The organism is Sorangium sp. So ce145, from assembly GCF_051525985.1.
In the GTDB taxonomy this organism is placed as follows: domain Bacteria; phylum Myxococcota_A; class Polyangia; order Polyangiales; family Polyangiaceae; genus Sorangium; species Sorangium cellulosum_B.
On sequence record NZ_CP150315.1, the window covers coordinates 8099793 to 8126417 of the forward strand.

Sequence of the window (26625 nt, forward strand, 5' to 3'; positions counted from 1 at the left end):
GCAGGCGCATGCGGACGGGAACCGTAACAGAAAAGCTCTCGCTGACGATGGGCGTTCTACGCCTCGCCTGCGTCGCTTGCGTCGTCTGCGTCAGTTGCGCCAGCTCATGCGCCAGCGATCATCAGGTTTCTCCCTGGGGTGCAGCGGGCAGACCGACGCTCGGCGCGTTCGTCGCGCCCCCGGACCTCGACGCTCGGCTGCACGCCATCGACGTGGAGGCCGCCGAGCTCGGGCTGAAGCTCGATGTCGAGCTCCGCGGCGCGCTACGGCGCGGCGGCGAGGTGGTGGTGCGCGGCTACAGCGGGACCGACGCGCTCGGGCGCCGCACCTCGGCGGTCCGCGTGGCGACGCCGCACGGCGTGGTCATCGCCGCGGGGCCCCTCGAGAGCGGGCGCGTGGACCGCAGACAGGCGACCCAGCTGATACCGTCGCTCGTCCCCGGCCACGAGCCGGAGGCGACGGAGCAGCTCGGGGTGTTCCGCTCCGGGACCGATCTCAACCGAGACGGCGCTCCGGACGTCGTGCTCAGAAACGAGGGAGGCGAGCTGGAGATCTGGGCCGTGCAGCCGCTCGGCGCGGCCCAGTACGCCGTCGAGCTCGCGGCGCCGCCGCGGTTCGCGCTCGACGTCGACCAGGATGGCATCCTGGAGCTCGCCGGCCGGATCCCGCTCGGCGAGGGGGATCCCATCGCGCCGGATCTCCTCGACGTCGCGGGGTTCGAGGGAGATCGCTACACGCACCGCGGCAGCGTCGCTCGGGCGTTCCATGCGGCACGCGCGGAAGGCCCCGGCGCGGAGACGGCCGGCCAGGGCAAGCGGCAGGAGCCGCCGAAGGACGACGCCGCGCGCCTGCGGGGGGCGCTCGAGCGGGCCTGGCACGCGCTGCTCGCGGGCAGGCCGGCGGCCGAGACGCTCGCGACGCTCGACCGAGAGCCGGTGACGCCAGCGCTCCGGGGCGCGTTCTCGGCGCACCGCGCGCGCGTCGCGGCGGCCGCGAGCGGTCCACCGGCGCCGCCCGGCGCCGGCGGCGTCCCTACTCGTCCGCAGGGAGCATCGGAAACGCCTGCTCGAAGGTGACGAGGATGTCGCCGGGGAGCGCGTCAGGCTCCTTGTAGCCGCGCGTCAGCGGCACCCCCCAGTCGGCGCGCATGACGACGCGGTTGAGCTGCGGGAAGAGGGCCCGCACCCCGAAGCCAGCCGACTGCTTGAGGCGCAGATCGTCGAAGCCGTCGAAGGCGTCGCCGGCGTCGAAGAAGGCCGCTCCCGCGACCTGGCACGACCAGATCTCGAGGGGCCGCGTGCGGAGCTCCAGGTTCGCAGAGAGCACGTCCTCGCCGATGAACGCCGCCGTCGGGTACCCGCGGAGCCGGGTGTCGCCGCCGAGGACCAGCTTCCTGTTCAGGTAGTTCCTGGTTCGGTCGAACAGGCGCACGTCGAACACGAGCCGCCCGACGCCGAAGCTCGGCGTGTGAACCCGCGCGCGCGCCTCGATGGATGCGTCGAAGATCTGCGAGCCGTCGAGCTCGGTGACGGTCTCGACCACGGCGCGCGCGAGGCCGTCGCCGAGCGCGACGGTGTACGCGGCCGCGGCGGAGATCCCGAGGAAGCTCCGGCTGGAGTTGAGCGCGGTCGTGACCGGATAGATCAGGATCGCGAGCTCGTGCCCCAGCCGGTAGTCCTCCTGCAGCGCGAGCGTGTTGAAGTCGAGGACGCGCAAGAAGCGGGTCGAGTACGTCGCGTACTTGAACGTCGGCGCGACGCGGGTGTCGCTCACCGGCATCACGCGCTCCTCGAACTCGGCGATCGCGGCAGGGGGGAGGCCCCCGGGCGCGTCGAGGCGATAGACCTTGCGGCTCGCCTCGATGCCCACCGAGACGTCGTGCTTCACGGCCGAGGACCTCGACGCGCCGCCGCCGAAGCTGCGCGTGACGGCGTAGCTGCCCACCAGGAGATCGCTCCGGTAGCGGTACGGGACGCGATCGTCCCCCGGCGTGGCCTTCGCGTCGAAGGTCGCGAGCTTCGTGCCGACGAAGCGGCGGGTCACCTCGTCGCGCCAGGAGATCTCGAGGTCCCAGGCCCACTCCGCCTGCGTCGCGTAGAGCGGCTGGCCGTAGATGAACTCGCCGGTCGTGCCCTCGAACTCGCCGGTCTCCCGGTCGATGATCGCGTTCGCCTGGGTCCGCAGCCGCACGTGGCTGCCCCCGATGCGCGGCATCGCGTAGGTGACGCCGAGCGAGAGCGCGCCGGGATCGAGCGCGAGCTGCGCCGCGACCGAGTGGTGGACGCCGAGCAGGTTCTGCTCGCTGGGCTGCAGGAACAGGTACTCGAGCTGCCCGCCGGCGATGCGGTAGTCCGAGTTGAGGCGCAGGCTCCAGACGTCCTTGGTGACGACGGCGACCCGCACCCGATCCGGAGCGCCGCCTCGCACGGCGAAGACGAGGACGAGCGACAGCTGGCTCAGGTCGCGCAGGTTGCGCGCCGACTCGTCGGCGAGCGCCTGCTCGTAAGGGCGCCCGACCGCGAGCAGCACCTCGCGCCGGATGACGTACGGCCGCGAGAGGGCGTGGAACCAGTTCAGGAAGGCCGGCGCAGGATCGCGGTCCTCGATCACCTCGAGCGGGACAACGTCGATCCCCTCGACGATCTTGCCCTCGGGGGCAGGATCGAGCGTCGCGCCGAGGCGCGACAGGACACGCTCGATGGTGGCGCTCTCGTAGCTCGAATAGCCCTCGCGCCGAGCCGGCGCGGCGGGCGCCGCCGGCCCCCCCTGCTCCCCGGCGGCCGCCGCCGGCCCGCCCTGCTGCGCTTGCGCCTCGATCGCGAGGAGCGCCCCGAGGGCCGGGAGCGCGAAGCGCACCAGGACGATCGATGCGCTACGCACGAGCCTCTCGCCTCAGAAGGACTCGTTGGCAGGGTACGTCGCCATGACGTTGATCTTGTACTTCACGTACTGGTGCGGGATCGTCCCCCAGTCGGGCGTCGGCATGGCCCGCTTCACGCAGCGGAGCAGCTCCTTCGTCTTCGTGCGGCTCACCGTCGTCGACTTGCCCACGTAGAGGTTGGTCCGCTTGCGACGGAAGTCCATCTCGAGGACGAAGCTCACCGTGATGGCCGCCTTGCCGGAAGGGGCGCACTGGACGTTGTCGCGGATCGCGCGCGACAGGCCGTCCTCGAAGAAGGTGACGTGATCGCAGCGCTCGGGCGGGGTGGTGCCCGGGCCGGGGTTCTCGCACTTGATCGTGGTGAACGGCGAGAGCGTGACACCCTCCGACAGCCCGGCGCCCGCGTCGGCGAGCGCGCCGGCGTCCCAGGCGTAGGCGCCTGCGTCAGCCGTCGCGGCGTCCGCGGAGGGGATCGACTCGGGCTTCGGGCGCCGCCACAGGTAGAGCGGCACCGCCACCACGATGAGGCCCGCGACGAGCGCGATGATGATCTGGAGCCGCACGGGGCGCTCGCTGCCACCGCGACCGAGGTAACGGTACGGCGAGGGCTGAGACGGCGGACTGGAGGTGGAAGGGAACGGAGGCCGGCTGTTCATCGGACACGCTCAGGCTCAATCGATGAGCGTCCGCGCAGGGCGCCCAGGCTCGCCCTTCACCAGCGTCGCGCCGAGCTCGAGCGTCTCCGGGAGCATCCCCTGGACCTGCGCGACCACCTGCTCGACCACGTGACGGGCCTCGTCGATGCTCGGACCGACGATCGAGACCACGAACTTGAGCGGCCCCGTCCGGCCCGCGACGGCCGGCGTGAGGCTGAGCAGGAGCATCTCGGTCAGATCGATCACCCGCTGCGCCGCCTTCCGCAGGGCGAGCATCTCCAGGATGGTCGGGCGCTCGCTGACCTGGCGGTTCGGCCCGCGCAGCTCGTACCGCGCGACCTGCATCGGCACCTCGGCCCAGTCGGCGAACAGGCCGTCCTCGTCGATCGCCTTCATCAGGTGCTCGCGCACGAGCAGGCCGGTGAGGCCGTCGCGCTTCGCGAGGTACTGCTTCGCGCGCCGGTGCTGCGGCGAGTCCGGGCCGAACGTCACGAGCTTCATCCGGCACTCGCCGACCTGCACCTCGCCGCCGTGCAGCAGCGAGACCTGCGACTTGCGCTCGTAGTTGAAGTCCGCGTAGCTGCCGTTCGTGCTGCCCTGGTCCTCGATGAACCACGACCCCGTCTGCCACTTCAGGATCGCGTGCGCCCCCGACACGGTCGCCTCGGGCACGCACAGGCTCTGATCGCTGCGGCGGCCGAGCGCGAGCTTCGTGTCGTGCAGCGGCAGCAGGGAGCCCACGATCTCGGGCGCGTTCGTCGCGTACGTCACGAGCAGCGACTGCGCCCCGGGGGTGAAGTTCAGCTTGAGCGCGCCGCCCGGCGGCGGGCCCGGATCGAGGCGCTCGCGCGGCAGCTGGATCGGGCTCGTCGTGAGCTGCGACGGGTTGAAGAAGCGCATGTGCCGCGCCTGCGGCCGCATCGACGGGTCCTCGTTGAGGCCGCGGAAGATCTGCCGCACCTCGTCGATCGACAGGCCCGCCGGCACGTCGAACATGATCTGCTGCTTCATCGTCTTGACCCGCGGCTTGTAGCCGGGCTCCGGGACGCGGCAGGTCCACATCTCCCAGAGGGTCAAGGCCATGGCGTACACGTCGTCCTCGGGGCTCGCGCCGCCGTTGCGCAGCCGCTCGGGAGACATGTAGTTCGGCGTGCCGCCGTCGGGCGGGGCGCCAGGGCGGCGCGCCGAGGCGCGCGCGCGCTCCTGGGCGAAGCCGAAGTCGAGGATCACCGCGCGGCCCTCGGAGACCATCACGTTGCCCGGCTTCAGATCGCCGTGCACGAGGCCCTGCGCGTGGATGGCCGCGAGCCCGTTGCAGACCTCGCTCGCGATCTTGCGGAACTCGTCCGCCGAGTAGCCGCCCTGGGCCTTGCGCTTGCGGATGTGCGTGTGGAGCGTCTGCCCGGGGATCTGCTCCATCACGAGGATGGGGCCCCACGGGCTCGGCGCGAGGTCGTGCACGCGACAGACGTTCGGGTGGCCTACCGAGCGCGCGAGGAGGAGCTCCTGGCGGAGCGCCTCGTCGTCGCCTGGCATGCGCGACTCTTCGCGGACCACCTTGAGGGCCACGGTCTGCTGCGTCGAGCGATCGAAGGCCAGGAAGACCTCGCCCATGCCGCCCTTACCGAGGCTCTGACGGATGTCGTAACGGTCATTGATGACCGTTCCGGCAGTGATGGGAGGAGGGGGTGTCTTGGTCACGGCCCGCGGTGGATAAAAGGAGCGCGAACCGGAGCGTGCCCGACACCGGCTGCGGCGCACAGCGTCGTCCATCTGAACGTCGAGCGCAACGGTCGTTCGGAGGGAGAGGCCAAACCCAGCGCGGCGGCGGCCGCTTCCCCGCTGATTTGGGCCGAGATCGCCTCTCCGAACGTCCCGGCCGCCGGGATCTCTTGACGATGACGACTGATTTGTTTACGCGGCTCGGCCAGCCCGGCGCGACCGCCTCCCGCGCCGGTGCGGGCGTGACGTGCGCCGGGCCAGCGAGCCGTTGAAGCCACGTCCCATCGACCGGACGGGCGAGAAGAGTGGCTCCTCCGCGACGACCTGGGGACGGCCTAGCGGACCGATGTTCGTCCGGGACGATGCAGCCGGTGCAGAGGACGCGAAGGACATCGTCCGACGGACGCCGTCCGAGGGCGTGAACGGGAGCGGCGAGGGCGGTCGCGTGCGCGTGCGCGCCGACAGCTCCCCGGCTCCGCTCACGGGCCTCTCGATCGCAGGCACGTCGCTCTCCCTCTCTCTTCACCGACGACGCGAACCGCATCTGCATCGGCGGCCTCGCGCGATCTGCATCGGCGGCCTCGCGCGGGACGCGGCTTCCTGCTCATGGTCGCGATCGTCACCGACGTTCAGCCTCGCGCGGCCCGCCACGCCTCAACGACCGCACGGACGGCAGCGCACCACGCTCCACGCATTCCCTGCTTGTATCGTGGCACTGCAGATTGACACCTCAGAGTCGCCTCAGTCAGACTGCTCCCGAGGCGGCTGCTGTGTGTCCAATCTTCACCTCCTCCCGCTGCCCGAGGAGAGGCGCGACATGCCTGATAGCCGACAGCGAGAGGTAACCGGCAGCTCGAAGGTCTCGAGGGCTGCCGCGGCAGACCCGCTGCTGGGGCGTGTCATCAACGGCCGCTTCACGATCGTCAGCGTCATCGCCCGCGGCGGCATGGGGAAGGTGTACAGGGCCGAGCAGGCGCCGCTCGGCCGCATCTGCGCGCTCAAGGTGCTGAGCCCCAAGTACGAGGGCGACCACGATCCCGAGTTCCACAGGCGCTTCTTCCTCGAAGCGTCGATCGCGGCGAAGCTCACGCACCCGAACACGGTCACCGTGTTCGACTACGGCCAGAGCGACGACGATATCTACTACATCGCGATGGAGTACATCGAGGGGAAGACCCTGCACCGCGTGCTCCGCGAGGAAGGGCCGTTCTCCGAGGCGCGCGCGGCCCACATCGCGCGCCAGATCTGCCGGTCGCTCCGCGAGGCGCACGGGCTCGGGGTCGTGCACCGCGACCTCAAGCCGGGCAACGTGCTGCTCGTCGATCACGAGGACGAGCACGACCACGTGAAGGTGCTCGATTTCGGGCTCGTCAAGGACACCCAGAGCGGCGAGGACCTGACCCAACAAGGCCTGTTCATGGGCTCGCCCAAGTACATGGCGCCCGAGCAGATCACGGGCAGCGAGATCTCGGCGCGCACCGACATCTACGCGCTCGGCGTGATGATGTACGAGATGCTGTCGGGCCACGTGCCCTTCGACAAGGGCCCGGGCGTCGGGACGCTCATGTCGCACGTCCACGACCAGATCCCGCCGATGCAGGTCCACAACCCGCAGCTCTCCATCTCGCAGACGATGGAGGGGATCGTCTATCGCTGCCTGGAGAAGGACCCGGCGCATCGCTTCTCCTCGATGAACGAGCTGGTCAACGCGCTCAAGCTCACCGCGGGCGGCATCTCCACGCGAGACACGGGCGAGAACCCGCCCATGCTGTCGGGCACGACGGGCTACCGCGCGTCGCTGCCCTCGTATACGTCGGCCACGCCGTACCCGTCGGCGCCTTCGTATCCGTCTCCGTCGGCGCCTTCGTATCCGTCGGCCACGCCGTACCCATCGGCGCCCTCGCGTCCGCCGGCCACGCCGCGCCCATCGGCCGCTCCGCTCTCGACGACGAGCGATTTTCCGGGCCTCTCCACGCCGTACTCGTCGCCCCCCACGAGCTCACCCGCCACCTCTACAGGCCCCCTCGCCACGGACTGCGCCCTCAAGCCGCCGGCGGCGCCCGTCTTCGTCCCCCCGTCGATCACCGACGCGATGGGGTCGCGCCCAGCGCCGCCCGCGGAGGGGCTCTCCTCCAACCAGACCGGCGCGAGCCCAGGTCGAAAGGTCATCCCCTGGGCGCTCACCGCGGTCCTCGCGGTCGGGATCGGCGTCGCCGCCGCCCTGCTGGCGCGCGTGCCGGTCGCCCACACGAGCGCGGCGGCGCGCGAGCAGGGCGCGGTGAGCCCTCCTCCGCCCGCGGCGACAGCGCCGGAGCCCGCGGCGCGCGGGCTGCACATCGAGAGCACGCCGCCCGGCGCGGCCGTCAGGGAAGGCAACAAGGAGCTCTGCGCCGAGACGCCGTGCGAGATCGTCTGGCGAGGGGCCGCGGCCGCGCTCGCGCTGGAGCACGAGCTCGTGTTCGAGAAGCCGGGCTACAAGCCCGCCACGGTGCACGTCTCCGGCGCCGAGGAGAAGGTGCGCGCGAAGCTCGACCCGGCCGCGATCCCGGCGCCGGCGACCCCGAGCAAGCCCAGGGTGAACATCCAGAAGCCCGAGCCGTACAAGAGCAACCCCTACTGACGAGGGCGCGGACGCGCCCCGGCCGCTCTTCTGGTAGAGTCGCCGCGCTTTCGCGGCCAAGGCCTCTTACCATGGCCGCGGCGGCTTCGCGTTCGCGCGAGGAGCTCACCGGACGCTCCTCGCGTGGACCCGTCGATGAAGTGTTCGGTGTGATGTGGGGAGCAGCGCCGTCAGCGCTCCCGAGCTCTCGCCGGGATCGCCGTCGCTCCCCGGCCCCGCTGAGGACAGAGCGAACGCATGTCGTCTTCCGATTCCTGCTCGCACCGCCGCCGCGGCGACGTCCCGGCGCTCGACCCGACCGACGACGCCCACGCGGCGCGGCCGCGCCGCGCGACGGCGCTCCAGCGGAAGCTCCTCGCCTGCGCCGTCGCCTTCGGCGCGATGACCGCCGCGCGCGGCGCGCTCGCCGACGCCCGCACCGAGGCGCGCCTCCACTTCCGGGCAGGCATGGATCTCATCGCCCAGAAGCAGTTCGACGAGGGCATCCGGCAGCTCCAGAAGGCCAACGAGATCCTCCCGCACCCGAACGTCACCTTCAACATCGCGCGCGCGCACGCCGAGGCCGGCCACATCGAGCAGGCGCTCGCCGCCTACCGCGAGTACATCGCGAGCGATCCCGCGGACCGCGAGCAGGTGACGCGGATCGTGGAGCAGCTGGAGCAGCGCCTCGCCGCGCAGCGCGCCGCTGCGATCCCCGAGCCGAAGCAGCCGCCGGCGCCCGCGCCGCAGCAGCCGGCGCCGCAGCAGCCCGCCCAAGGCGAGGCGCCCTCCCCGCCGCCCCCCGCCGGGGCGCCCGCCGCGCAGGGCGCGCCCGCGACGGCCGCGACGAAGGCACCAGCGCCGGGCTCGAAGGCGGCCCCCGGCGACGCCGCGAGGATCGTCGGCGCGGCCCGGACCGAGGACGTCTACCAGGAGACGGTCGTCACCGCCTCGCGCGGCGCCCAGAGCCCGCTCGACTCCCCGAACTCGACGACCATCGTGACCCGGCAGGACATCCGGCTCTCCGGGATCACGCGCATCCCCGAGCTGCTCCGGCGCGTCGCCGGCATGGACGTCATGCAAATCACGGGCGGCGACGAGAACGTGTCGATGCGCGGCTTCAACAGCCGCCTCGCCAACAAGATCCTCGTCCTCGTGAACGGGCGCACGGTCAAGAACGACGTGCTCGGCTCGACCTTCTGGGAGGCGCTCTCGATCGACGTGGATCAGATCGAGCGCATCGAGGTGGTGCGCGGCCCGGGCTCCGCGCTCTACGGCGCCGACGCCTTCGCCGGCATCGTCAACATCATCACGATCGAGCCCGGCGTCGGGAAGAGCGGCTTCCGCGCGGGCTACGGCGATCACCGGCAGGGCTACGCCTCGGTCTGGGCCTCCGCGCGCGAGGGCGATTTCGCGTACCGCCTCTCCGCGGGCTACACCCGCTACCCCCGCTGGTCGCGCGAGGTCGCGGACGATCGCATCGACCTCGAGACGAGCGGCCAGAGCCAGGATCTCGGCGCGCAGAACGTCCGCATCGACCTCCGGACCTCGCAGCGGCTCGGGCCTCAGCGCGAGCTCACGGTGGGCGCCGGCTACTCCCGGAGCGAGCTCGACATCTACGGCATCGGCCCCTTCAACGACTACAACCTGGAGGTCGCCAACGCCGACGTCGCGGTCGCGTACCGCAGCGAGAACGTCAACGCGCGGACGTACTACTCGAACCTCGACGGGTACTCGCTGCTCAACGCCGCCTACCTCGGGCACACCCTGTTCGCAGGGCGGCCGCAGCAGCACGTCGTGAACGCCGAGCTCGAGTTCGTGAAGACGCTCCGCGCGCCGAGGGCCGTCGTGCACGACTTCCACATCGGCCTCGGCTACCGGTTCAAGGCGACCTCGTGGAGCTACCTCGAGGACGACATGCCGCTCGAGCACCAGGGCTCGGTGTTCCTCCAGGACTCGATGAAGCTCGGCGAGCGCGTCACGGTGGTCGCGTCCGGGAGGCTCGACTACGTGCCCTACCTGGAGCGGCTCATCCCGTCGCCGCGCGGCTCCGTCATCGTCAAGCCGACCGAGCGCCAGGCGATCCGCCTCTCCGGCTCGACGGCGTTCCGCTCGCCCACGTCGCTCGAGGCCTACGTCGACCTGCCCATCCAGCTCGCGCTGCCCGGCCTCGAGCTCCTCTCGACCTCGAGGACGCCGGGCAGCTCCGAGCGCCCCATCGACCCCGAGCAGATCATCACCGCCGAGGCGAGCTACCTGAACCAGCAGAGCGATTACTTCGAGTTCGAGGTCACCGCGTACTACAACCGCGTGAGCGATCTCATCGTGCTCGCCGAGCCGCAGCGCACGACCCTCTCGCAGCGCGCCCACGGGTCCGGAGGGCTGAACCCGGAGACGGGGAGGTACACCTCCGGCTTCGGCGGCTTCGAGAACCAGAGCGACGTCTACCACGTCTTCGGCGGCGAGCTCGGCGGCCGCGTCTACCCCACCGAGGGGCTCGACATCTTCGCCAACTACGCGCTCAACCGCTCGGTGCACCAGCGCCCGGACGGGCGCGACGCGCTCGAGGACGCGCGCACCAGCCGGCACAAGGTGAACGCAGGGGTCCAGGTCCGCACGCCGATCGGCGTCGACGGCGAGGTCACGTTTCACTACCAGTCCTCGCAGGTGTGGGCCGAGCAGGTCCCGACGGGGACGGTCATCGCCACGAAGCAGTACGAGCTGCCCGCGTACACGCTGCTCAACGCGCGCGTCGGCTACCGCTTCCTGGACCGCGCCGAGATCTCCGCGACCGTGTTCAACGCGCTCGACGGGCTCGGCGACGACGCGCTGCAGATGCACCCGTTCGGCAACCGCATCGGCCGGCGCTTCATGGGATTCTTCAGCTACTCGCTCTAGGCAAGGCCATGCTCCGACCCAGCCCCCGCACCGGTCTCCTCCTGCTCGGCGCGCTCCTCGCGGCCCTCCCGGGCTGCGACGACGTGGAGGTCTTCGTCCCGCTGCCGGACCAGAGCGGCCCCGCCGGGGTGCTCGACGGCACGGTGACGTACGCCGGACCGCGGCCCTGCACGAAGGACGGCCACGTCGTCGGTGCCGCGATCGTGCTCGGCTTCGACACGCGCCTGCTGCCGCCGCCCGAGGGGCTCGGCACCTCGGCCGCGAGCATCGACGTGATCCCCGGCGACGAGCTCTTCGGAGGCCTGGGCGCCGCGCTCGATCGCTCCGAGGACGGCGCGCTCCACTGCCCCGAGCCGGACGAGCCGCCCGTCACCGTGAGCGTCCCCTGGAGGCTTTCGCCCCTGGCCGCCGGCACCTACCAGGTCCGCGGGTTTTACGACCACGACGGCAATTTCGATCCCACCTTCAGCATCGCCAACCTGCCGACCCGGGGCGACGTGGTCGGCGGCGCGATCGAGAACGCGACCGAGGTGCTCGGGGGCGCGGCCCCGCGGTACCGCGCGATCACGATCGCCGCCCCCATCCCCGAGACGGGCACGCGCGTCAGCGGGATCGCCGTCACCCTCGGCCTCTCGCTCCCGCTGGAGCGGCCGCTCTTCCACGTCGCCGAGGTGCTCGCGCCGGCGTCCGGCGTCACGCAGAGCCCGGGCGAGGTGGTCATGGCCTCCGACTTCCAGCTGGAGACGTTCAGCCCGGCCAATCCCGCCGGCACCGAGGCGTCGCTGCTGCGCCTGCGGCTCGCCGCGGGGGTGCCGGGCAGCGAGGTCGCGCGCGCGGCGAAGCCCCCGCTCTCGCTGCCGGTGGGCGGCGAGCCCGCGCCGACCCTCACCTACGCGCGGCAGGACGTGAACGGCGACGGGGCGATCGACGGCGACGATCATGTCCCCGACTCGGCCCTGATCCCGGCGCTCTTCCCGATCTCGGTGTTCGCGAAGCAGGACGACAAGGAGCCGCTGACCAGCCAGGCCGCGCCCGCGGTGCTCCTCCAGGGGCTCACGATCTACGACGATCTCGTGACCACGGCGACGCTCGGCCCGGAGCCGCTGAACGAGCCGCGAGACAGCGCGCTCATCGGCGTCCGGCCCGCCGCGCTGTGCATGCACCCGACCGAGCCGGAGCGGGGGGGCGTGCTCGTGCTCAGCCACAAGACCGACAAGGAAGGCAACGACATCATCGCGGAGCGGGACGTGGCCCAGGTCGAGGCGGCGCTGAGCCGGCAGTTCGGGCGCACGATCGAGGTGGCGTTCGGCTGCCTGCCCGAGGGGAGCTACGCGCTCAGCCTCATCTACGGCACCGGTCAGGCCTGGACCGTGCCCAACGAGGCCGGCGTGTGCGCGCCGTCGGAGGCCGAGACGGCCGACGTCTGCGGCGCGCGGCCGCGCCTCGCGTCGCAGAGCGCCGTGCTGCGCATCGGCCCGCCGGACGACAGCGCGTACTGCGCCGAGCACCCGACGCCGGCGGCCTGCGCGCGGTAAACGTCGCAGCGCCGCGGCGGCGTCGGCTCGCGCGCGGCGCGAAGGCCGCCGCGATCCGGGCCCGGGCGCGGTGAAAGCGCCGGTTTCCTGCTGGAGGCGGCGGTTGCCTCGCGCGCGCGAACCGATGGTAGGGTCTCGGCATGCGCTGCACTTGCTTTCCCTCGCTTGCTCTTCTGGGGGCGCTCGGCGGCGCCGCGGCGGGCGCGCTCGTTCCATCCGACGCGTCCGGCGGCTGGCCCCCGCCCGAGTGGGCCAGCGCAGCGGACATGGCCGAGCCCGAGCACTGGCCGAACGACCCGGACTACGGCACGTCGGTCACGCAGAGCGGGCAGTGGAGCTTCTACTCGTTCATCCCGGCCCCGAGCGGGTACGTCCGGCCGGAGGAGTCCGCCGCCGGCATGGCGATCGATCTCGCCTGGCGCTTCACCCAGGGGGACCCGCGCGTCAGGATCGCCGTCGCCGACTCCGGGATCTTCTGGGGAGAGGGGGATCTCCTGGAGAAGGTGTGGCTCAACCAGGGCGAGCTCGCGGCCCACAAGCCGCGGCACGCGGACGGCGCGGCGTGCGGCGGCGAGGGCGCGCTCGCGGGCTTCGACTGCAACGGCGACGGGGTCCTCTCCGTCGCGGACTACAGGGACACGCCGGAGCTCACGCCCGCGGCGTCGGAGGGGCGGCCGCAGGGCGATCGGAACGGGAACGGCCAGCTCGACGCCGGCGACCTCATCCTCAACTTCTCGGACGGGAGCGACGACGATCAGAACGGCTACGTCGACGACATCGCGGGCTGGGACTTCTTCAAGAACGACAACGATCCGTTCGACGACGCCCGCAACGGCCACGGCACCGAGGGCGCGAAGACGTCGGCCGCGCAGACGAACAACCAGCTGGGCGGGGCGGGCGTGTGCCCGCAGTGCAGGCTCATCCCGCTGCGCGTCGGCGAGAGCCACGTCGCCGACGCGCAGGACCTCGCGAAGGCGCTCCTCTACGCGGCCGACAGCCGGGCCAACGTCGTGCAGTGCCCGGTGACCGCGGTCGACAGCACCGGCTTCGTCCAGGCGGCGCTCGACTACGCCCACGCCCAGGGGACGCTCGTCGTCGCGTCGATGGGCAACGCGGGCTCGCGCCACCACAGCGTGCCCGCGACGAGCAACCACGCGCTGCCCGTGAGCGCCGTCCGCCACGACGGCCAGAGCGTCGCGACGTCGACCACGTTCGTCGACGCGTCGCCGTGCTCGAGCTTCGGCGGCAACAACGTGCTCGCCGTGTCGAGCCCCGGCTGCGCCAGCGACGCGACCGCCGAGCTCGCCGGCGTCGCGGGGCTGCTCTACTCCGTCGCCCTCGACCGCGGCGTGTCGCTGTCCCCGGGGGAGGTGCAGGGCCTGCTCGTCGCGACCGCCGACGACATCGCCGTGCCGGAGTCGCAGGAGCCCGGGTCGCTGTACCGCTTCTCGCAGGCGGGGTTCGATCAGCGGTTCGGCCACGGCCGCGTCAACGCGAACCGCGCCGTGGAGTCGCTCCGCGAGGGGCGCGTGCCGCCCGCCGTCGACATCACGTCGCCGCGGTGGTTCGAGGTCGTCTACAAGGATCAGGTCCAGGGCCCGGTGCCGATCGAGGGCACCATCTCGGCGAAGCGGGCGATGGCCTACGACTACTGGGTCGAGTGGGCGGCAGGCGCGCAGCCGCTCGCGGCGGATTTCAAGGTGATCCACAAGGAGACGAACGTCGCGCCGACGGTCGTCACCGGCGCCGAGGGCCCGCTCGCCTCGCTCGACGTGCGCACGATCGGCACGTCCCACCTCCGCGACCCGGACAGCCCCCACGGCGAGGACGATCGGGCGATCACGGTGCGCGTCCGCGCGCTCGCCCACTACGCCACCGGCAACGTGGAGAGCGAGGCGCGGCGCACGATCCACGTCGACAGCGATCCGACGCTGGTCCAGGGCTTCCCCATCCGCGTCGGCGACAGCGGCGAGGGCAGCCCGAAGATGGCCGACATCGACGGCGACGGCATCCGCGAGCTCGTCTACCCGACGGCCGGCGGCGCGCTGCACGTGCTGAAGATGACGCCCAAGGGGCCGCAGCCGCTGCCGCGGTTCCCGTTCATGACCGGCGTCACCGACGGCCTGCGCGCTCTGCCGGCGTCCCCGGCCACGCCCGATTACCTCAGCGCCCCCGCGTACAGCAAGGTGAACAGCGAGCTCGGCCGCGAGCCGATCCTGAGCGCGCCCGCCATCGCGGACCTCGACGGCGACGGCAGGCAGGAGATCGTGATCTCCACCTGGCCGGGCACGATCTACGTCATCGGCGCGGACGGCGGCGCCCGACGGGGGTGGCCGATACGCCTGCCCGAGATCCCCTCCTGCCCCCTCGATCCCGGGGCTCCGGCGAGCGCGCCGTGCATGTCGGCGGCCGCGCGGATCGCGCGCGGGGCCTTCGCCTCGCCGGTCCTCGCGGATCTCGACGGCGACGGGCGGCTCGACGTGATCCAGGCGGCGTTCGACGGCACGGTCCACGCGTTCGACAGGGATGGCAACGCGCTGCGCGGCTTTCCCGTCGAGGTGCACTACGCGGGTCCGCTCGCCGAGGAGCCGGCGCGGAGCCGCCTCCTCGCGACGCCCGCCGTGGCCGACTTCAATGGCGACGGGCTGCCGGATCTGCTGGTCGCGTCGAGCGAGCGGCTCGGCGAGGACGGCGAGGCCGGGGCGGTCTATGTGATCGATGGGCGGGGCACGACCGCGCCCTCCGGGCCCGTGCTCGCGGGGTGGCCCATCACGGTGCCGTCGCTCTCGTTCGACCCGCTCGCCGCGGAGGGGATCACGGCCTCGGGCGTCGTCGGGCGGTTCGACGGCGCGCTGGCGGGCGTCGTCCAGGGCAACGGCGCGCCGCCGCTCGTCCTCCCGGCCTCACCCGGCGAGCAGCGCGAGCTCCTGGCGACGCCGGCGGGCGCGCTGCCGCGGGCGAGGGGCGGCTCGCCGGCCGGGCTCGACCCGACGTTCGGCCCCCTCTCGCCCGCCGCCGGCGCCCGGACGATGATCCCGCTGCTGTCGCAACCTGCGCTCGGCGACATCGATCAGGACGGCACCCCCGACGTCATCGCCGCGGGCGCCTCGAAGGCGGCCGCGCTCGCCCTCGCGGGCGCGCAGGGGGCGACGCAGCCGGGGCCTCACCTGCTCGCCGTCTGGAGCGGCAGGTCGGGCGCGATGCTGCCTCGCGCCCCGTTCGTGCTCGAGGACTACGCGATCTCGGGCAGCCAGGCGGTCGTCGATCTGAACGGCGACGGCTACCCCGAGGTGCTGAGCGGATCGAGCGGCTACTTCCTCCACGCCTTCGACGGGTGCGGCCGGGAGCCGCGCGGGTTCCCGAAGTTCACCGGCCAGTCGATCACCACGACGCCCGCCGTGGGCGACCTCGACGGCGACGGCACGCTCGAGATCGCGGTGGGCACGCGCGACGGCTGGCTCTTCGCCTGGCACACCGACGCGACGACAGACTCGCTCATCGCCTGGGAGAGCCTCCATCACGACAACCAGAACACGGGCAACCTCGACACGCCGCTCAAGCAAGGGACCGCGCGGACGGCGCCGCGGCCGCTCACGGTGGACCTGTGCGAAGGCCCGCAGCAGGCCCCGCTCATCCTCCAGCTGGGCGGAGGCTGCGCGTGCGAGGCCGCGGGCGCCGAGCCGCGGCGCGCGTCCGGCGCTCGAGGCGCGGGCGCGGCGCTGGGCGCGGCGCTGGTCGGGGTGATGGCGCTGTGGCGGAGGCGGCGGAGGGCGTAGGCCGTGAGGGAGCCGCGCACCACCGCGCGGATCCGCGTCGACGAGGGCGGCGCGGTCCGCCGGATCGAGGCCGCTCCACGCGCGCGCCTCGCCCCCTTCGCCGAGCCGCCGCGCCGCCTCGGCCCTGCAGAGCCGGGAGGCCAGGCCGCGGCTCAGCGGCGCGCCGAGTACCTCGCCCGGGAGGGGAGGAGCGCAGGCGCTGCCGCGGCGCGTGAGGTTCGAGCCCCGGAACCTCCCCGCGCCGCCGCTGTCATTCCGCAGGCACGACGGACAGCCGGCCAGCGCGGCCGAGCGCCCGCCTGAAGGACGCGGATCCGCGCGTCCTCCGCGCGGTTCCAGAGGACGTGAGCGCGCCGCTCCGCGCGGCGCACAGGGGAGATCTATGCCCAGCGCGAACACGACGGACGCCGGGGATGGCGGCGCCGCCACCGATCCCAACCTCACCGCGGCGAGGCAGCCCGACGCGGCGAGCACAGGCGAGGCCGAAGGCCCGGTGCGCTCCGTGGAGATCGTCATCTCCTGGGGCACGACCGTGCTCTTCGTCCAGCACCTGACGCCGCCGCGCGCGTTCGACGTCGGCGAGGGGCGCGACGACGGCCGCCCGTGCGACTGCTTCCTCCCCGAGCGCGCGCTCGGGGCGCGCCGCGCGCCGCTCCTCGAGGTCGACGGCGCAGGGCGCGTCGGCTTCGTCCTGCTGGGCGCCGCGACGGGGACGCTCGCGCTCACCCCCGGCGGCGCGCCGCTGTCCGCGGCCGAGGCGCGGGAGCTGCACGCCGGCACGGCGCGCGCGTCGATCCCCGGGGCCACGCTCGTGCCCCTCCCCGCGCAAGGGCGCGTGGACGTCGAGATCGCGGGCGTGCGGATCCAGATCCGCGCCGACGCCGCCGCGGGCGAGCGCGTGCGCCGCTCGCTCGTGAACCGGAAGAGCCTCGCCCTCCACGCCGTCTCCGCGGCCCTGCACCTCGGGCTCCTCGGCGCCCTCGCTCGCTGGGCGCCGCCCCTCGTCGACCCGTCCACGGGCATGAGCGCGGATCGGATCGCGCTCGTGCAGCAGTACCTCGCGTCCGCCGATGAGCGCGAGATGCTCGAGCGCGAGGGCGAGCTCGCCGCGGAGCCCGTCGCCGATGCGAAGGAGGGCGGCACAGGGACGAGGGCGAGAGGGGAGGAAGGGTCGATGGGCCACCCTTCCACGTCACGCGCGTTGGCGACGGGGAACCGGTGGGGGGTCAAGGGCCCGAGCGACAGCCCCGATCCGCACGTGGCGCAGCAGCAAGCGCTGCGCGACGCGGCCGAGTTCGGGATGATCGGGCTGCTCAACGCCGGGAGCGGCGGCGATCCGCATGCCCCCACGGCGCCGTGGGGGCTCGACGGCGCCGCGCCGCCCGCTGGCGGCGCGGGCCTCCCCCTCGCTGGCTACGGGGGCCTCGCCGGCGACGGCGCGGCGCCCGGCCTCGGATCCATCGGGACGATCGGGCACGGCGCGGGCGCCGGCTCGGGCCAGGGGTTCGGGAGTGGCCACGGGCGCGCCGGCGCCTCCTCGCCGCCGGTCTCGGCGCGGAGCGCGGCCGCCTACGCTCCGGAGCCCGAGGTCGCCCTCGATCCGAACGGCCGCTTCGCCACCACGTACCGGCCCGGGGGCGGCCACCTCGCCGCGTTCGAGGCCGCCCTCGCGCGCGGCGTCGTGCCCGCGGCGGAGCGCGAGCTCGTCGGCGACGTCGCCGCCCGGTACGCCCCGGAGGTCCCGCTCGCCCTCGACAAGGCGCTCGGCCTGCGCGCCGACCTGGAGCGCGCCGCGCTCGGCCCGGGCGGCGGCGCCTTCCACCTGCGCCTCGCGCTCCGCTCCGCGGCGGCGGCGGCGGCGGCGCGGCCGCACCTCTCGGTGCACCTCGTCCTCGACACGAGCGGCTCGATGGCCGGCGCGCCGATCGACAGCGCCCGCCGCGCCGCGCAGGCGCTCGTCGATCGGCTCGCGCCGGCCGACGACTTCTCGCTCACCACCTTCTCCAGCGACGCCGAGGTGGTGATCGAGGACGGCCCGGTCGGCCCGCGCCGCGCGGCGATCCGCCGCGCCATCGAGGGGCTCCGCGAGGGCGGCGGCACCAACATCGGCGCGGGGCTCTCGCTGGGCTACGCGCAGGCGAGCCGGCCGGGCATCCCCGAGGACGCCGTGCGCGTGGTGCTGCTCGTCTCCGACGGCCGGGCGACGAGCGGCCTCACCCACAGCGAGCGCCTGGCGTGGCTCGCCCTCGACGCCTTCCAGCGCGGCATCCAGACGAGCGCGCTCGGGCTCGGCGACGACTTCGACGGTCAGCTCATGAGCGCGATCGCGAGCGACGGGGCCGGCGGCTACTACTACCTGCGACACCCGGAGCAGATCGCGCCCGCCCTGTCGACCGAGCTCGAGAAGCGCCTCGACCCGGTCGCGACCGCGGTCGAGGTGCGCGTGCGCCTGAAGGCGGGCGTCGATCTGCTGCGCGCCTACGGTTCGCGCCGGCTGGACGGCGCCGAGGCCTCCCGCGTCCGCGCCCAGGAGATCGCGGCCGACGTCGCCGCCCAGTCGCGGGACCGGATCACGGCCGACCGACGCGACGACGCCGAGGGCGGCATGCGCTTCTTCATGCCCGTGTTCGCCCGCGATGATCGGCACGCGCTGCTGCTCAAGCTGAGCGCCGGCCCCGGCGCGGGGAAGCGCGCCGTCGCGACCGTCGAGCTCAAGTACAAAGATCGGCTCGCCAAGAAGAACGTGATCGAGGAGATCCCCATCGAGGTGCGCTATGCGGACAGCGACGCCGCCAGCGCGGCGTCCGTCGACGCGTCGATGACGCGCACGCTTCAGGGCTTCGCCGCGGGCGAGTCGCTCGCGGAGGCCGCTGCCCGCGTGGCGCGCGGCGATCGCGCCGGCGCCGCCGCGCTCCTCTCCGAGCGCGAGGGCATCCTGCACGAGGCCGCGACCCGGCTGGGCGAGCCGCTGTTCCTGGAGGACGCGGCGCGCCTGTCGCGCCTCCGCGCGCACATGGGCGCAGAGCAAGGCCTCGGAGATCCGCTCGTTCTCGCGATGTTGCTGGAGACGGCGGGGCGATCCCGCCTGCGCTGACGCGCAATCGCAGCGCGCGCACGGGCGGAGGCGTCGCCCAGGTGGTAGGCTGAGCGCGGCCATGACAGACAGAGTCTCATCGACCGGACGCGCTGCGCTGCGAGAGTCGCTGCTCCAGTTCTCCGCTTTCGCCGACGCGCTCGAGTCCCGATCCATGCGCGAGGCCATCGATGCCTGCATCACCGTCCTGGACGCTCCAGGGCCGCTCGACAAGCGCGACCTCGCCCCGTGGCTCAAGGTCGTCCACGAGCGCGCGGCCGATGTCTTTCGACGAGGTATCCGCCAGACCACGGGTGTGCTGCGCCAGCAGATGATGCACGGCCTGAAGCAGGCCGAAGAAGACGCGGTCTGGATGCAGCAGGCCATCGACGCGCTCAGTCGAGACCGCGCGAACTGACATGCTGAGCTGAAACAGCGCCCGTCGCGACAGGCCGAAGCGAGCCGGCCGGCGGCGTGGAGCAGGCGGCCGCGCACAGCGTGACACGACACGCGCCGTCCGTGCTACGAGAGGGGACATGCTCGCCTCGGCGTTTCCGCTGCTGCTCCTCGGCTTCTCTCTCGGGATGCGCCACGCCACCGACGCGGACCATGTGATCGCGGTGGCGACCGTCGTGAGCCGGGTGCGGAGCCTCGGGACGGCGCTGCTGATCGGCGCGATGTGGGGCGTCGGCCACACGCTCACGCTGATGGTGATCGGCGGCGGCATCCTGCTCTTCGGGCTCGTTGTGCCGCCGCACGTCGGCCTGGCCATGGAGCTCTCGGTCGCCCTGATGCTGATCGGCCTCGGGGTGTACCACCTGGCGCGGCTCTACCGGGCGGTCCGGCGTGGCGAGCCGCCGGCGCCCGACGTCGCTCCGGTCGAGCATGCGGCGCCTGTTGCGCATGTTGCTCACCACGACGGCCACCGGCACGACCTCGGCTGGGCGGACCGCGTGTTCGGCGGTTCGCGCGTCTACGCGAGCCTCCGGCCGCTGCTCATCGGCGTGGTCCACGGCCTCGCGGGCTCGGCCGCGGTGGCGCTCCTCGTGCTCACCACGGTGCGCGACCCGCGGTGGGGCATCGGCTACATCGCGCTGTTCGGCGTGGGCACGATCGCCGGGATGACGCTCATCACCGGGGTGCTCGCGCTGCCGTTCGCCTACGCGCGCGCTCGCACCAGCGGGATACACAACGCCTTCGGCGCCGTCGCCAGCCTCCTCAGCGTGGGGTTCGGCCTGTTCCTGGCCTACGACATCAGCTTCGGATCCGGGCTGTTCACCGCGAACCCGCAGTGGACGCCAGGCTGACGGCGCCCGGGCGGGCCGCGCTCGCGCTTGCCGAAGGAGCGGCGCTCGGCGCTCACCGGCTCGCGGTCGACCAGGCGCGCTCGGCCTCGCGCGGCGACGCCGGCGCGAGGTGCGCGTCGATCTGGGTCATGAGCCAGTCGAGGAACTCGTCCTTCAGGATCGTCTGCGCCACGTGCAGATCGGTCCAGACGGGCGCGCGCGCAGCCGCCCGGTCGCTCGTCTGCACCACGACCGGGATCGTGCAGAACCTCGCGTCGTCGCGCATCGCGCGGATGAACTCCACCCCGTTCATGACGGGCATGTGGACGTCCACGATGGCCAGCGCCACGGGCTCGCGGGCGAGCAGCTCCAGGGCGTCGCGCCCGTTCTCGGCCTCGAGCACGCTGAAGCGCGGCTCGAGGATCAGCCGGTAGCACGCCCGGATGTCCGCGTCGTCGTCCACGACGAGGATGGTCACCCCCTCGACGGCGCCGAGCACGCGCTCGACGGCGGCGCGGAGCTCCCCCGCGGTGACGGGCTTGCGCACGTAGCCGGCGACCCCTCGCAGGATCGCCTCTGCCGGCTTGTTCACGACGGAGACGAGCATCACGGGCACCCGCTCGCGCGACTGCACGAGCCGGTTGAAGGCGAAGCCATCCATCTCGGGCATCAGGAAGTCCGCCAGGATGAGATCCGGCGTCCACGTCCGGAGGAGCTCCAGCGCCGCGCTCCCGCCGCGCACGGTCCGGACGTCGTACGCCGCGCCTTGCAGCGCCTCGGCCATCCACGCGAGCGTCCCCGAGTCATCGTCGACCAGCAAGAGCTTGGCCATGGCATCACCCCCCTTGCGCCCCGCCGCCACCCGCCTCGCCCGCCGCGCCGACACGCCGCAGCCGGAGCCAGAACCTCGCCCCGCCTTCCGGCCGCGCCTCGTACCCGATCGCCCCGCCCCACCGCTCCACCGCGATCCGTGCGCCGTAGAGCCCGAGGCCGCTGCCCGCGCCAGGGTCCTGGCCGTGCGCGAATTTCTGGAACAGGCGCGGCGCGATGGCAGGGGAGACGCCAGGCCCATCGTCCTCCACCGTCACGCGAGCCCACCGGGGCTCATCGTGCACCGCGACGCGCACCGACCTGCGCGGGGGCGTGAACCGGAGCGCGTTCTCGACGAGGTTGGAGACCACGCGCGCGAGCCTGCGCTCCTCACCGACGACGGTGCACGGCCGCGCGCAGCCGATCTCCGGCGGCGCCTCCAGGCACACCCCCCGGCTGCGCGCCATGGGCAGGAGCGCCTCGACGACCCGAGCGACGGTGCCGCACACGTCGACCACCGCGGCGAGGTCGCCGCTGGGGGCGTCGGACGCCATGCCCTCGGCGGTGAACACGTCGAGGATCTCCCGGATCAGCTCGCGCTGCCGCAGGGCGGCCTTCAACGCGACCGCGGCGAGCGCGCCGCTCTTCTCCGGCAGCGGCTGCTCTCCCAGCAGGGACAGCGCGCCGAGGAGGCTGTTCAGCGGGCCGGAGAGGTCGTGAACGATGCAGTGGACGAGGACATCCTTCCGCTCGACCTCGCGCGACAGCGCCTCGTGGACGAGGCGAAGCTCGCGCGCCCGCTGGAGGACGCGGCTGCGCTCCTGGAACAGCGCGTCGTTCCGGGTGATCACGAGCAGCCGCGACGAGCCCACGCGGAGCGCCGTCGCCTCGAGGTGAAGCGCCTCGTCGCCGATCATCTGCGTCCAGAAGTCGGATTGCACGCCCGGCGCGCCTTCCGCGGACCAGGCCCGCTCCGCCTCGGGGAGGAACACCTCCAGAAAGGGCAGCGCGCGATCGATCGGGAGCGGCGCGTCGCGCCACGGCGGCGCGAACCCGAGCCTTCGGAACCACGGCGGCGGCTCGCCGCGGATGACGAAGGTCCCGTCGTGCGAACGCTCGAGGACGAGCTTGTCCAGCGCCGCGAGGAGCCACGTGTCCACGTCCATCAACCCCGCAACGAAGGCGCTTCGCTCGCCAGCATGGCGCGCGCCAGCGCGTTGAACGCGCCTTCGACCCCGGCGCCGGTCTTGGCGCTCGTCCTCGTGATCCAGAGGCCCGCCCTCCTCAGCCTGGCCTCGGTGGCGTCGTCGATGTCCCACGCCCCGGTGAGATCGGCCTTGTTCAGGACGACGACGGCCGGGACCTCTCCGGCGATCGTGCGCGCGGCGGTGTAGAGGCGGAGCCCGGTCTCCGCCGTGAGGCGCCGCGTGCCGTCGATGACGAGGAGCCAGCCCGCGGAGCCGCGCAGGTACGACGTCTGGACGGCCTGGAACTCGTCCTCTCCGCTCAGGTCCCAGAGGATGAGGTCGAGCTCGCGTTCATCGCACCTCACGCGCCGTGTCTCGATCGTCACGCCGATGGTCGTCCGGTAAGACTCGGAGAAGATGCTGCGCACGAAGCGGGCGACGAGGCTTGTCTTGCCGACCCCCGTCGCGCCCAGCACGCAGACCTTGCGTTTCTCCGCCATGACTCAGTCCTTGCTCTCCGCGTGCAGGTCCACAAGGAAGATCACGCTGCGCGCGCGGCGCTCGTCCGCGCCGGCGAGGCACTCGGCCCGCGCCGCTCCCCCGGCGCAGGACGGGGGCACGACCTCGCGCCGCGTTCCCCCGCCGCTCGCTCGCAGGAGATCGGCCGGGATCCCCCGCGCGACGAGCTCGGCCGCGACGTGCTCCGCGCGGGCCTGGCTGAGCGCTCGGTTCGACGCCTCCGATCCGACGGGATCCGCATAACCGATGTCGCGGATCTCGGCGGTCATGTGGGCCTCGCGCGCGCGGGCGATCAGCCGCTCGGCAGCGGCCGCGACCTCGTCGAGGCGTGCGGCCTGCTCTCCGGAGAGCCGCGCCGCGCCGCGGCGGAAGAAGAGCTCCATCGCCTCGAGGGATCGCGCCGCCGCGCGCGCGCGGTCGATCGACTCCTGTGCCGTCAGGCGCTCGCCGTCGAACCCCGAGACGCCGGGGAGCACCGCCGCCGACCAGCGCGCGCGCTCGATCCAGCGCTGGGGCGCGACCCCGCTGGCCACGACGGCACCGCCGCGCAGCGCCAGGGTGACCCCGGGCGGCGGCGCGAGAGCGCGCGCCGCCCGGCGCTCGACGATCTGCGGATGGAGCGAATAGAAGGGCTCGAAGCGCAGGACGACCTCCTGGTGCACGGGGCCGCCGCGCTCGAGCACGGCCCTCGGATCCGCGGCGAGCGGATCGCGGAGGCCCGTGAAGACGACCTGGCCGCCGCGCCGCTCCGCCGCGGTGACCAGCAGGCCGGGCTCGCGCCGCAGCGCCTCGCTCCAGCCGTCGACGCGGCGCTGATCCTCCCGCGAGGCGCGCACCGAGAAGGCGAGCGCGGCCGCGACGGCCGCGGCCAGCAGGGCGGCCGCTATCGGCACGGCCCGAGCTCGGCGCGGGATCGGCTGGCGCTGCTGCTGGAGGCAGCGCGAGAGCAGCTCGCGGGCGCCCGAGAACGGCGTCCGATCGCCGCGGAAGCCGGCGAGCTCACCGCCGTACGCGAGGTGGACGCGCTCCAGCGTCTCGGACAGGACGAGCCCGTACGCGGGCGGCGCCACACCGCGCACGATGGACACGAGGAGCGCCGACGGGCCGTGCTCGACCCACCCTGTCAGATCGCCGACGCGGAAGCGCTCCAGCCGCGCGTCGGTCCGGAACGCGTCGTGGGCGAACGCGTCGATGGCGGTGAGCATCGCCGTGACCTGATCGGGATCCCGGTAGGGGATCTCGTCGGCGCTGAGGTGCTCGAGGACGAGCCCCGTCCCGCGGTGGACCAGGAAGAGCTGCTCGGTCCGGTAGACCATCGAGCGGAGCAGCACCACCTCCGCGAAGGGACGCCCGGTGCGGCGCGCCTCGACGCGCCAGCGCATGCTCCGCCAGGACAGGCCGAGGGCGGCCGCTTCGTTGAGGCGCTGGATCATCGCGCGGAGAGCGCAGCGCACGGCCTTGCGGATGGCCGGCCCCATGGCGGGGGAGATCGCGTCCGCGAACGACCCCGGGTCCCGGCGCACGCGCTCCTGCATCGCGCTGGTGAGGAGCGGCTCCAGCGCCCACGAGAGCGCCTCACCCCTCTTGCGGCTCTCGATCACGGCCTCGGGCAGCGCCCCCGCGACCATCTCGACCATGGACTTATCCAGCCGCTCCTCGATCCGCTGGATGCGGTGCTGCTCTGGGCCCACGAGCAGAGGGCGGAGGTCTTCGAGCGTCTTTCTCGGCGGAGGCGCCTCGCGGCGCGCTCTCGGCTCTCGCATCGTTCTTCTCCGGCCCGCCTCACGCTGCCTCGTCCGAGCGGCGCTCCGCTCTCTGGAAGCGCTCCGATTCCGCGGCCGCCTCGCGCGCCGGCGCCTCCGGCGCGAGCGCTTCGGCGCCTTCGGCCCACACGGCGGCCAGCTCGCGCTCGAGCATCGCGCTCAGCTCGCTCCGCGTACGCCGCGTCTCGTCGGCGAACGCCTTGGACTGGTCGAGCATCTGCTGCCGGAGCTCGCGCTGCGTGCGCGCCACGAGCTCCTCCAGCCGCTGGACCCGCTGCGCGATCAGCTCGAGCGCCTCCCGCGACTCGCGCGCGACGCTGCCGAGCGCGCCGTCGGCGGACGCGCGCTGGGCCTCGATCGACGCGCTGAGCGCCTCGATCTCCCTGCGCGTGTGCGCCTCCAGCATGTCCAGCCGCCGCCACGCTTCACTCCGCAGCTCCTCCGCCTGGGCGGCGAGCTGAGCGTCGGTGCGCGAGAGCCGGCGAGCGAGCTCGCGGAACTGGGCGCCGCACAGGATGTCGCGCACCTGCTCCAGGCTGTTGGTGATCGCGGACTCTGCGTGCCCCGCGGTGGCTTCGTGCTCCGCCCGCCCGCTCGTCCTCATGGTCATGATGAAGGCCCCCTCTCCGTGCGTGCCACGCGTGTCGCGTTCGGCGAGCCGAGCTCGCTCGTCATCGCGCTCCCGTATCGCTTCGTCGCGCTCGCGACGCCTCACCGAGCTCGCTCCCCCAGGTTTTCTCTTCCGTCTGGACACGATGCCTCTCGCTCATCACGTCGCGCGCTGCGCAACATGGGTCAGCACCCTGGACGCGGGTAGCCCTCGGGAGGCCGCGCGGGCGGCCGCGGCTCGGCCGGGTAGCCGCTCGGCCGCTCCGAGGCGCCGCGCTGAACTGGAGCTCTCGGAGCCCGGTAAGATGCTCCCATGCGAACTCCGCGAACCTCCCTGGTAGCCGCGGCCTTCCTCGCGGCCTGCGGCGCTCCGGCCGGCGGCGCGCCTTCTGCCGACGCGCCTTCTGCCAGCGCTCCTTCTGCCAGCGCTCCTTCCGCGAGCGCCGCCGCCTCGGGTTCCGGCTCGCCTCCGGCCGCACCGCCGCCGCCGACCCCGCAGGCCGCCGCCCCCACAGCCTTCCCTGCGCCGGCGCCCTGCGGCGCGCTGGGCTGCCTCGCCTTCGATACGCCGGCCCAGGCCTTCGCCCGCGTCCTGGAGAGCGGCCCGCGCGTGCTCGCGGTGGGCGAGGCGCACGCACAGCAAGGCTCGGAGGGCATCCCCTCGACGACCCGACGCTTCACGGAGCTCTTCCTGCCGGGGCTCGCCGGCCGCGCCTCCGATCTGATCATCGAGCTCTGGGCCGTGGACCCGCGCTGCAAGAAGGAGCAGGTCGCGCGGGTCGAGACGGAGCAGCGGGCGGTCACGCAGGGCCAGGCGGCGCAGAACCAAAACGAGTTCCTCGCGCTCGGCCACGCGGCGAAGCGGCTCGGCATCCGGCCCCACCAGCTCACGCCCTCCTGCCAGGAGTACGACGCCATCGTGCGCGCGGGGCCGGACGCGGTGACGGCCATGCTCGAGATGATCGCGCGCCTGACGGCCGCCGAGGCGAAGGCGCTGCTCGGCCGCGAGGACGCCACGGGAAAGATGGTGATCGCCTACGGCGGGGCGCTGCACAACGACGTCGCCCCGCGCCCTGGGCGCGAGCGCTGGAGCTTCGGGCCGGAGCTCTCCGCGATCACGGCCGGGAAGTACGTGGAGCTCGATCTCATCGTCCGCGAGCTCATCAAGGAGTCGGAGTCGTGGCGGGCGCTGCCGTGGTATCCCCATTTCGACAAGGAGAAGCACCCGGACAAGGCGGTGCTCTTCAACCCCGCGCCGGGCTCGTACACGCTCATCTTCCCGCGCTCGTCCTGAGCCGGCACCGCCGCGCC

At 73.1% G+C, this 26625-nt stretch carries 17 protein-coding genes; 9 read left to right on the top strand and 8 right to left on the bottom strand.

Annotation, left to right across the window (positions count from 1 at the left end):
- The first annotated feature begins 47 nt into the window (after positions 1-47).
- A complete protein-coding gene (locus WMF34_RS29865) occupies positions 48-1076 on the top strand; it encodes an FG-GAP repeat domain-containing protein (RefSeq protein WP_437989928.1) in 1029 nt (342 codons plus the stop codon).
- Here the strand turns inward: WMF34_RS29865 and WMF34_RS29870 are convergent.
- From WMF34_RS29870 to WMF34_RS29880, 3 genes are all read right to left on the bottom strand, one after another.
- The gene (locus WMF34_RS29870) at positions 1033-2880 is read right to left on the bottom strand and encodes a hypothetical protein (RefSeq protein ID WP_437989929.1); all 1848 of its coding nucleotides are present in this window, start codon (positions 2878-2880) and stop codon (positions 1033-1035) included. The genes WMF34_RS29865 and WMF34_RS29870 overlap by 44 nt on opposite strands.
- Positions 2881-2892: 12 nt before the next feature.
- Entirely contained in the window at positions 2893-3444 is a 552-nt protein-coding gene (locus WMF34_RS29875) for a hypothetical protein (protein ID WP_231864309.1), read from the bottom strand.
- Positions 3445-3552: 108 nt separating this feature from the next.
- Positions 3553-5238, bottom strand: coding sequence for an FHA domain-containing serine/threonine-protein kinase (locus WMF34_RS29880; protein ID WP_012238434.1), 1686 nt, complete (start codon positions 5236-5238; stop codon positions 3553-3555).
- 838 nt (positions 5239-6076) lie between these two features.
- On the opposite strand from WMF34_RS29880, the gene WMF34_RS29885 reads away from it, so the two are divergent.
- The 7 genes from WMF34_RS29885 (at position 6077) to WMF34_RS29915 (ending at position 20447) form a co-directional block, all read left to right on the top strand.
- Positions 6077-7879, top strand: coding sequence for a protein kinase domain-containing protein (locus WMF34_RS29885; RefSeq protein ID WP_437989930.1), 1803 nt, complete (start codon positions 6077-6079; stop codon positions 7877-7879).
- A gap of 237 nt (positions 7880-8116) precedes the next feature.
- Entirely contained in the window at positions 8117-10756 is a 2640-nt protein-coding gene (locus WMF34_RS29890; RefSeq protein ID WP_437989931.1) for a TonB-dependent receptor domain-containing protein, read from the top strand.
- Positions 10757-10764: 8 nt separating this feature from the next.
- Positions 10765-12291, top strand: a complete 1527-nt coding sequence (locus WMF34_RS29895) for a hypothetical protein (RefSeq protein ID WP_437989932.1) — start codon at positions 10765-10767, stop codon at positions 12289-12291.
- Between the two features lie 140 nt (positions 12292-12431).
- The gene (locus WMF34_RS29900; protein WP_437989933.1) at positions 12432-16067 is read left to right on the top strand and encodes an FG-GAP-like repeat-containing protein; all 3636 of its coding nucleotides are present in this window, start codon (positions 12432-12434) and stop codon (positions 16065-16067) included.
- Positions 16068-16449: 382 nt separating this feature from the next.
- Positions 16450-19161 carry a vWA domain-containing protein gene (locus WMF34_RS29905; RefSeq protein ID WP_437989934.1) on the top strand — a complete coding sequence of 904 codons (2712 nt, stop codon included), beginning with the start codon at positions 16450-16452 and terminating at the stop codon, positions 19159-19161.
- Between the two features lie 154 nt (positions 19162-19315).
- Positions 19316-19558: a hypothetical protein gene (locus WMF34_RS29910; RefSeq protein ID WP_231864310.1), complete on the top strand. Its 243-nt coding sequence runs from the start codon at positions 19316-19318 to the stop codon at positions 19556-19558.
- 118 nt (positions 19559-19676) lie between these two features.
- Positions 19677-20447 carry a nickel-transport family protein gene (locus tag WMF34_RS29915; protein ID WP_012238441.1) on the top strand — a complete coding sequence of 257 codons (771 nt, stop codon included), beginning with the start codon at positions 19677-19679 and terminating at the stop codon, positions 20445-20447.
- 52 nt (positions 20448-20499) lie between these two features.
- Here WMF34_RS29915 and WMF34_RS29920 read toward each other — a convergent pair whose 3' ends face one another.
- Genes WMF34_RS29920 through WMF34_RS29940 form a run of 5 tightly spaced genes read right to left on the bottom strand, consistent with a single transcriptional unit; the run spans position 20500 to position 25315 of the window.
- Positions 20500-21258, bottom strand: coding sequence for a response regulator (locus WMF34_RS29920; protein ID WP_012238442.1), 759 nt, complete (start codon positions 21256-21258; stop codon positions 20500-20502).
- 4 nt (positions 21259-21262) lie between these two features.
- Complete coding sequence (locus WMF34_RS29925; RefSeq protein WP_080599035.1) at positions 21263-22402, bottom strand: sensor histidine kinase; 1140 nt, start codon at positions 22400-22402, stop codon at positions 21263-21265.
- Positions 22402-22923 carry a Rab family GTPase gene (locus tag WMF34_RS29930; protein ID WP_012238444.1) on the bottom strand — a complete coding sequence of 174 codons (522 nt, stop codon included), beginning with the start codon at positions 22921-22923 and terminating at the stop codon, positions 22402-22404. Before WMF34_RS29930 ends, WMF34_RS29925 begins: the two co-directional genes overlap by 1 nt.
- 3 nt (positions 22924-22926) lie before the next feature.
- Positions 22927-24705 (bottom strand): OmpA family protein, encoded by a 1779-nt coding sequence (locus WMF34_RS29935; protein ID WP_012238445.1) that lies wholly within the window; start codon positions 24703-24705, stop codon positions 22927-22929.
- Between the two features lie 19 nt (positions 24706-24724).
- Positions 24725-25315, bottom strand: coding sequence for a hypothetical protein (locus WMF34_RS29940; protein WP_012238446.1), 591 nt, complete (start codon positions 25313-25315; stop codon positions 24725-24727).
- A 312-nt stretch (positions 25316-25627) separates the two neighbouring features.
- Here WMF34_RS29940 and WMF34_RS29945 point away from each other — a divergent pair, with 312 nt between their 5' ends.
- Positions 25628-26608, top strand: a complete 981-nt coding sequence (locus tag WMF34_RS29945) for a hypothetical protein (RefSeq protein ID WP_437989935.1) — start codon at positions 25628-25630, stop codon at positions 26606-26608.
- Positions 26609-26625 lie beyond the last annotated feature (17 nt).

Coding starts and splice junctions, on each gene's coding strand:
- WMF34_RS29865 (WP_437989928.1), top strand. CDS start 48: ATGGGCGTTCTACGCCTCGCCTGCGTCGCTTGCGTCGTCTGCGTCAGT.
- WMF34_RS29885 (WP_437989930.1), top strand. CDS start 6,077: ATGCCTGATAGCCGACAGCGAGAGGTAACCGGCAGCTCGAAGGTCTCG.
- WMF34_RS29890 (WP_437989931.1), top strand. CDS start 8,117: ATGTCGTCTTCCGATTCCTGCTCGCACCGCCGCCGCGGCGACGTCCCG.
- WMF34_RS29895 (WP_437989932.1), top strand. CDS start 10,765: ATGCTCCGACCCAGCCCCCGCACCGGTCTCCTCCTGCTCGGCGCGCTC.
- WMF34_RS29900 (WP_437989933.1), top strand. CDS start 12,432: ATGCGCTGCACTTGCTTTCCCTCGCTTGCTCTTCTGGGGGCGCTCGGC.
- WMF34_RS29905 (WP_437989934.1), top strand. CDS start 16,450: ATGCCCAGCGCGAACACGACGGACGCCGGGGATGGCGGCGCCGCCACC.
- WMF34_RS29910 (WP_231864310.1), top strand. CDS start 19,316: ATGCGCGAGGCCATCGATGCCTGCATCACCGTCCTGGACGCTCCAGGG.
- WMF34_RS29915 (WP_012238441.1), top strand. CDS start 19,677: ATGCTCGCCTCGGCGTTTCCGCTGCTGCTCCTCGGCTTCTCTCTCGGG.
- WMF34_RS29920 (WP_012238442.1), bottom strand. CDS start 21,258: ATGGCCAAGCTCTTGCTGGTCGACGATGACTCGGGGACGCTCGCGTGG.
- WMF34_RS29925 (WP_080599035.1), bottom strand. CDS start 22,402: ATGGACGTGGACACGTGGCTCCTCGCGGCGCTGGACAAGCTCGTCCTC.
- WMF34_RS29930 (WP_012238444.1), bottom strand. CDS start 22,923: ATGGCGGAGAAACGCAAGGTCTGCGTGCTGGGCGCGACGGGGGTCGGC.
- WMF34_RS29935 (WP_012238445.1), bottom strand. CDS start 24,705: ATGCGAGAGCCGAGAGCGCGCCGCGAGGCGCCTCCGCCGAGAAAGACG.
- WMF34_RS29940 (WP_012238446.1), bottom strand. CDS start 25,315: ATGACCATGAGGACGAGCGGGCGGGCGGAGCACGAAGCCACCGCGGGG.
- WMF34_RS29945 (WP_437989935.1), top strand. CDS start 25,628: ATGCGAACTCCGCGAACCTCCCTGGTAGCCGCGGCCTTCCTCGCGGCC.